The 5,760-nt window shown below is 71.2% G+C and carries 4 protein-coding genes; 3 read left to right on the top strand and 1 reads right to left on the bottom strand.

What is annotated here, in order from left to right; genetic code table 11:
* On the top strand, window positions 1-310 hold a 310-nt coding region (locus tag ABZE72_RS15270; protein WP_372729889.1), incomplete at its 5' end, for an Rv3654c family TadE-like protein.
* Between the two features lie 50 nt (window positions 311-360).
* Here ABZE72_RS15270 and ABZE72_RS15265 read toward each other — a convergent pair.
* Complete coding sequence (locus ABZE72_RS15265) at window positions 361-2,715, bottom strand: DEAD/DEAH box helicase (RefSeq protein ID WP_372729888.1); 2,355 nt, start codon at window positions 2,713-2,715, stop codon at window positions 361-363.
* A 163-nt stretch (window positions 2,716-2,878) separates the two neighbouring features.
* On the opposite strand from ABZE72_RS15265, the gene ABZE72_RS15260 reads away from it, so the two are divergent.
* Window positions 2,879-3,217, top strand: coding sequence for an anti-sigma factor antagonist (locus ABZE72_RS15260; RefSeq protein ID WP_372729887.1), 339 nt, complete (start codon window positions 2,879-2,881; stop codon window positions 3,215-3,217).
* 233 nt (window positions 3,218-3,450) lie between these two features.
* A partial coding sequence (locus ABZE72_RS15255; RefSeq protein ID WP_372729886.1) for a sodium-translocating pyrophosphatase occupies window positions 3,451-5,760 on the top strand: 2,310 nt, incomplete at its 3' end.

Here is a 5,760-nt window from a genome sequence, read left to right as displayed (position 1 = left end):
GGCCTGCGTCTCGCTGCTGGTCCTGGTGGCGTTCGGGTTGGCCGTGGCGGGCGGACTGGTGCGGGCCCACCGGTCCGCCCAGTCCGCCGCCGACCTGACCGCGCTGGCGGCCGCGGGCGCGCTGCGCGACGGCGCCCCGCCGTGCGAGGTGGGGGCATCGATCGCCGAGGCCAATGACGCTCGGCTCACCGAGTGCGCGGTCGCGGGCCGGGAGGTGAGCGTCGTGGTCGTGGTCCTCGGTCCGAGCTGGTGGATGTCCCGCACGGAGCTCCCGGGGCGCGCCCGAGCCGGACCCGAGCGCCTCACCTGACTGACCCCGGCCCGCCAGGAGGTGCCTCGCACCCCCGGTGCGGGCCGGGGTCAGTCAGGCCGCGGACCGGCGTCGCTGAGCAGCAGGCCGAGCAGCGCCGCAGCCCCCGCCTTGTCCAAGGGGTTGTTCTGGTTGCCGCACTTGGGGGACTGGATGCAGGACGGGCATCCGTCGGCACACCCGCAGGACAGGATCGCCTCGCGGGTCGCGGTCAACCATGCGCGCGCTGCATGGAAGCCGCGCTCCGCGAAGCCGGCCCCGCCCGGGTGGCCGTCGTACACGAAGACCGTCAACTGGCCCGTGTCGGCGTGTACCGCCGTGGAGACGCCCCCGATGTCCCAGCGGTCGCAGGTGGCGAAGAGCGGCAGCAGCCCGATCGAGCAGTGCTCGGCGGCGTGGGCCGCGCCCGGGAGGTCCGCGGCAGCCAGCCCGCTCTCGACCAGGACATGCTCGGGCACCGACCACCACACCGCCGAGGTGCGCAGCGAACGCTCGGGCAGGTCGAGCGGCGTCTCGCCGATCACCTCACCCCCCGGCTGCCGCCGGGACAGGAACGACACGACCTGGTGGGAGACGTCGACGTCTCCGAAGGAGAGGCGACACCCACCCCAGGCCTCGTGCTCACGCTCACCCACGACCGAGATCTCGGTCACCTCCCGAGCCGAGGTCGAGTAGGCGGGCTCGGCCCGCTCCATCAGCGCGACGTGGTGCTCCAGGTCGAGCGACTGCACCAGCCAGGTCTCCCCGCGGTGCAGGTACACCGCGCCTGGGTGGGCCGTCCCGTGCGAGCTGGCGGCGTCGACGGTCCCGATCACCCGCCCCGACTCCGCCTCCACCAGCTGCACCGGCGATCCGCCCGTGGAGCGGATGTCGGCCAGGTCGCACGCGCGACGACGATCCGTCCAGAACCATCCGCGGGGCCGGCGGCGCAGCAGGCCGGCGTCGGTCAACGCGGTGAGCACCTCGGCGGCGGTCGGCCCGAACATCGGCAGGTCGGCCTCGACCAGCGGGATCTCGTGGGCCGCCGCGCACAGGTGTGGGCCGAGCACGTAGGGGTTGCTCGGGTCGAAGACGCTCGCCTCCACCGGCCGGCCGAGCAGTGCCTCCGGATGGTGCACGAGATAGGTGTCCAGCGGGTCGTCGCGGGCCACCAGGATGCCGAGCGCGTCCTGAGCCCCTCGACCGGCGCGGCCGACCTGCTGCCACAGCGCCGCCCGGGTGCCCGGGAAGCCCGCCATCAGCACGGCGTCCAGCCCGCTGATGTCGATGCCGAGCTCGAGAGCATTGGTGGCGGCCAGCCCGGTGATCTCGCCTCGCCGCAGTGCGTTCTCGATCGCGCGCCGCTCCTCGGGCAGGTACCCCCCGCGGTACGACGCGACCCGCGCCGGAAGTGACGGGTCGACCTCGGCAAGGAGCTCGGCAGCGGTGATCGCCACCTGCTCGGCGCCGCGCCGCGAGCGGACGAACGCCAGGGTCCGGACGTCCTCGGCGACCAGGTCGGCCAGCAGGTCGGCGGTCTCGGAGGAGGCGGCCCGACGTACCGGAGCGCCGTTCTCTCCCGTGTACGACGTGAACGGTGGCTCCCACAGCGCCAGGGCCACCTGCCCGCGGGGCGAGTCGTCGGTGGTGACCGCCCGGACCGGGAGGCCGGTCAGGCGCTGGCCGGCCACCTCTGGCTCCGCGACCGTGGCCGAGGCGAGCACGAACGTCGGGTGGGCGCCGTACGACGCGCAGATCCGCCGCAGCCGGCGCAGCACGTGCGAGACGTGGGCCCCGAAGACGCCTCGGTAGTGATGGCACTCGTCGACGACGACATAGGAGAGCGACCCTAGGAACGACGCCCAGCGCTGGTGACCGGGCAGCAGCGAGCGGTGCAGCATGTCCGGGTTGGTCAGGATGTAGTCGGCATGGTCGCGCGCCCAGTCGCGTTGCTCGTGGCTGCTGTCGCCGTCGTGGGTGGTGAAGCGGACGTCGAGCCCACCGGCCCGGGCCAGCTCGTGCAGGCCGCTGAGCTGGTCCTGCGCCAGCGCCTTGGTAGGGGCCAGGTAGAGAACGGTGTCGCCACGCTGGCCCCGAGGTCCGCGTGAGCCGAGCACCGCGGTGAGCGCCGGCAGCTGGTAGGCCAGCGACTTGCCGGAGGCGGTGCCGGTGGCGAGCACGACGTGCTCACCGGCGTGGGCCAGCTCGGCGGCGGCGACCTGGTGGCCCCATGGCTGGCGCACCCCCCGCTCGGTGAAGGCAACCACAACTGACGGGTCGGCCCACTTCGGCCAGGGGGCCGTCACGGCTGCCCGGGGCGGCAGCACCTCCAGGTGGGTGAGCCGCTCCTCACGCCCGGGGACCGAGCTCAACCGGTCGACCAGTCCGCTGATCCGAGCGGGGGAGGGTCGGTCGGCGGATTTCACTCCTGGAGTCTCCCAAAGCCCGCCGACAGTCCCGGGTGACGGTCGTCGTTCTCGGCAACTTCTAGATGCGGTGCTACCGTGCGCGTGGTTTCATTGACCAGATGACCGGACCCCCACCGTGCTGACACCCAGCACGGTTCCGGCATGGCCCCAGGGAGAACACGTGGATCTGACTCTTGCGACGCGCGAAGTCGGTGGTCGGACCATCGTTGCCGTCGGTGGCGAGATCGACGTCTACACCGCACCCAAGCTGCGCGACAAGATCACTGAACTGGTCGCCGCGGGCGTGTATGACCTCGTGCTCGACATGGAAGCGGTGGAGTTCCTCGACTCGACCGGGCTCGGCGTCCTCGTCGGCGGCCTGAAGAAGGTGCGCGCGCACGACGGTTCGCTCCAGCTGGTGTGCAACCAGGACCGGCTGCTCAAGATCTTCCGGATCACCGGCCTGGCCAAGGTCTTCGTGATCCACGAGACCGCCGAAGCAGCGCTCGCGGCCCACTGAACCGGCGGGTCGTCGACCCGCCCCCCGACCTCGACGAAGGCCCGGAGCATCGTGCTCCGGGCCTTCGTCATGCCCGGAGCCGCCCGCCGTTCCGGGCCGCGTCCGGCGGTGCCCACCTCCGGAAGTCGCCGACACGTGTGGCGCCCGTCACACGGACGTGCGCTCCCGGGCCGGTCCGTGCGTAGACTCCCCAGCGTTCGTGAGACCTGAATCACTTCCCAGGAGGAGAAAACATGACCGGGATGCTTCCCGCAGTCGTGGACGTCTCCGGAGGCAACCTCGTACTGGTCATCGTGGTGGCACTGATCGCGCTCGGCGCGCTTGCCATGGCTGCGATGTTCCGCCAAGAGGTTCTTGCCGCCGGTGAGGGCACCGACAACATGAAGAACATCGCCCAGGCGGTGCAGGAAGGCGCCAACGCCTACCTGGCTCGGCAGTTCCGCACCCTCGCCATCTTCGCGGCGGTCGCGTTCTTCCTGCTGCTCGCTCTGCCCGCCGACGACTTCGCCGTCCGGATCTTCCGCTCGGTGTTCTTCCTGGTCGGCGCCGGCTTCTCGGCCACGGTCGGTTACCTCGGCATGAACCTCGCCGTGCGGGCCAACCTGCGCGTCGCGGCGGCTGCCAACGAGGTGGGTCGCGAACCCGCCATGCGGATCGGTCTGCGCACCGGCGCCATGGTGGGCATGCTCACCGTCGGCCTGGGTCTGCTCGGCGCGAGCATCGTCGTCCTGATGTTCCAGGACAAGGCGCCCAACGTGCTCGAGGGCTTCGGCTTCGGTGCCGCCCTGCTGGCCATGTTCATGCGGGTCGGCGGCGGCATCTTCACCAAGGCGGCCGACGTCGGTGCCGACCTGGTCGGCAAGGTCGAGAACAACATCCCCGAGGACGACCCGCGCAACGCCGCGACGATCGCGGACAACGTGGGCGACAACGTCGGCGACTGCGCCGGTATGGCGGCCGACCTCTTCGAGTCGTACGCCGTGACCCTGGTGGCGGCCCTGATCCTCGGCTCGCAGGTCTTCGGCGACAAGGGCCTCGTCTTCCCGCTGCTGATCCCGGCCATCGGCGCGCTCACCGCCGTGGCGGGCGTCTACCTGACGAAGCCCAAGGCCGGCGAGAACGGCCTGACCACGATCAACCGGTCGTTCTACCTCTCCTCGGGCATCGCCGCCGTGGCCAGCGTGGTCCTCTCCTACGTCTACCTGCCCGGCACCTTCGCCGGCTTCGGCCAGGAGTTCGCCAGCATCGACGGGGACCCGCGCTTCATCGCCTCCACCGCGGTGGTGATCGGCATCGTGATGTCGGCCGGCATCCTCGCGCTGACCGGCTACTTCACCGGCACCGAGTACCGCCCCGTCAAGGACGTCGGCAAGACGTCGCTGACCGGCGCCGCGACCGTGATCCTCTCCGGCCTCTCGGTCGGGTTCGAGTCGGCGGTCTACACGACGCTGGTGATCGGTGCGGCCGTCTTCAGCGCCTACCTGCTCGGCGGCGCGACCCTGACGGTCTCGCTCTTCGCGGTGGCGCTGGCCGGCTGCGGTCTGCTCACCACGGTCGGCGTGATCGTCGCCATGGACACCTTCGGTCCGGTCTCCGACAACGCTCAGGGCATCGCCGAGATGTCCGGGGACGTCAGCCCCGAGGGCGCCCAGATCCTCACCGAGCTCGACGCGGTCGGCAACACCACCAAGGCGATCACCAAGGGCATTGCGATCGCGACCGCCGTACTCGCCGCGACCGCGCTGTTCGGGTCCTACGCGACCTCGGTCTTCGACGCGGTGCGCAAGGCGAACGTCGGCGCCGACGAGGCCCACCTGCTGGACTTCAGCGTCTTCAACCCGGCCGTCATCGTCGGGGTCCTGCTGGGCGCGAGCGTGGTCTTCCTGTTCTCGGGGCTGGCGATCAACGCCGTGGCCCGGGCCGCAGGTGCCGTGGTCTACGAGGTGCGCCGTCAGTTCCGGGAGATCCCCGGGATCATGGAGGGCACCGGCCGTCCGGAGTACGGCAAGGTCGTCGACATCGTCACCAAGGACTCGCTGCGCGAGCTGGTCACGCCCGGGCTGCTGGCGGTGCTCGCACCGATCGCCGTCGGCTTCGGCCTCGGTGCCACCGCCCTGGCCGGCTTCCTGGCCGGTGCGATCGGCGCCGGCACCCTGATGGCGGTCTTCCTCGCCAACTCGGGTGGGGCCTGGGACAACGCCAAGAAGCTCGTCGAGGACGGCCACCACGGTGGCAAGGGCTCGGAGGCCCACGCTGCCACCGTCATCGGCGACACCGTCGGCGACCCGTTCAAGGACACCGCCGGCCCGGCGATCAACCCGCTGATCAAGGTGATGAACCTGGTCTCGCTGCTGATCGCGAGCGCTGTCGTCTCGATGAGCATCGGTGACAACCAGAACGACGTCGCCCGGCTCGCGATCGCGTTCGTCGCGACCGCGATCATCGTGGTGGCCGTCTACGTCTCCAAGCAGCGTGAGGTCACCATGGGCGACGGCGCGGGATCCACCCCGCCGCCGGCTGCTCCCGGGGCCGGCGCGGCGGCC

Origin of the sequence: Nocardioides sp. (genome assembly GCF_041600255.1) — a bacterium.
Classification (GTDB): Bacteria; Actinomycetota; Actinomycetes; order Propionibacteriales; family Nocardioidaceae; genus Nocardioides.
Note: the sequence above shows the minus strand (reverse complement) of the source record. Positions and strands in the feature narration are given on the sequence as shown.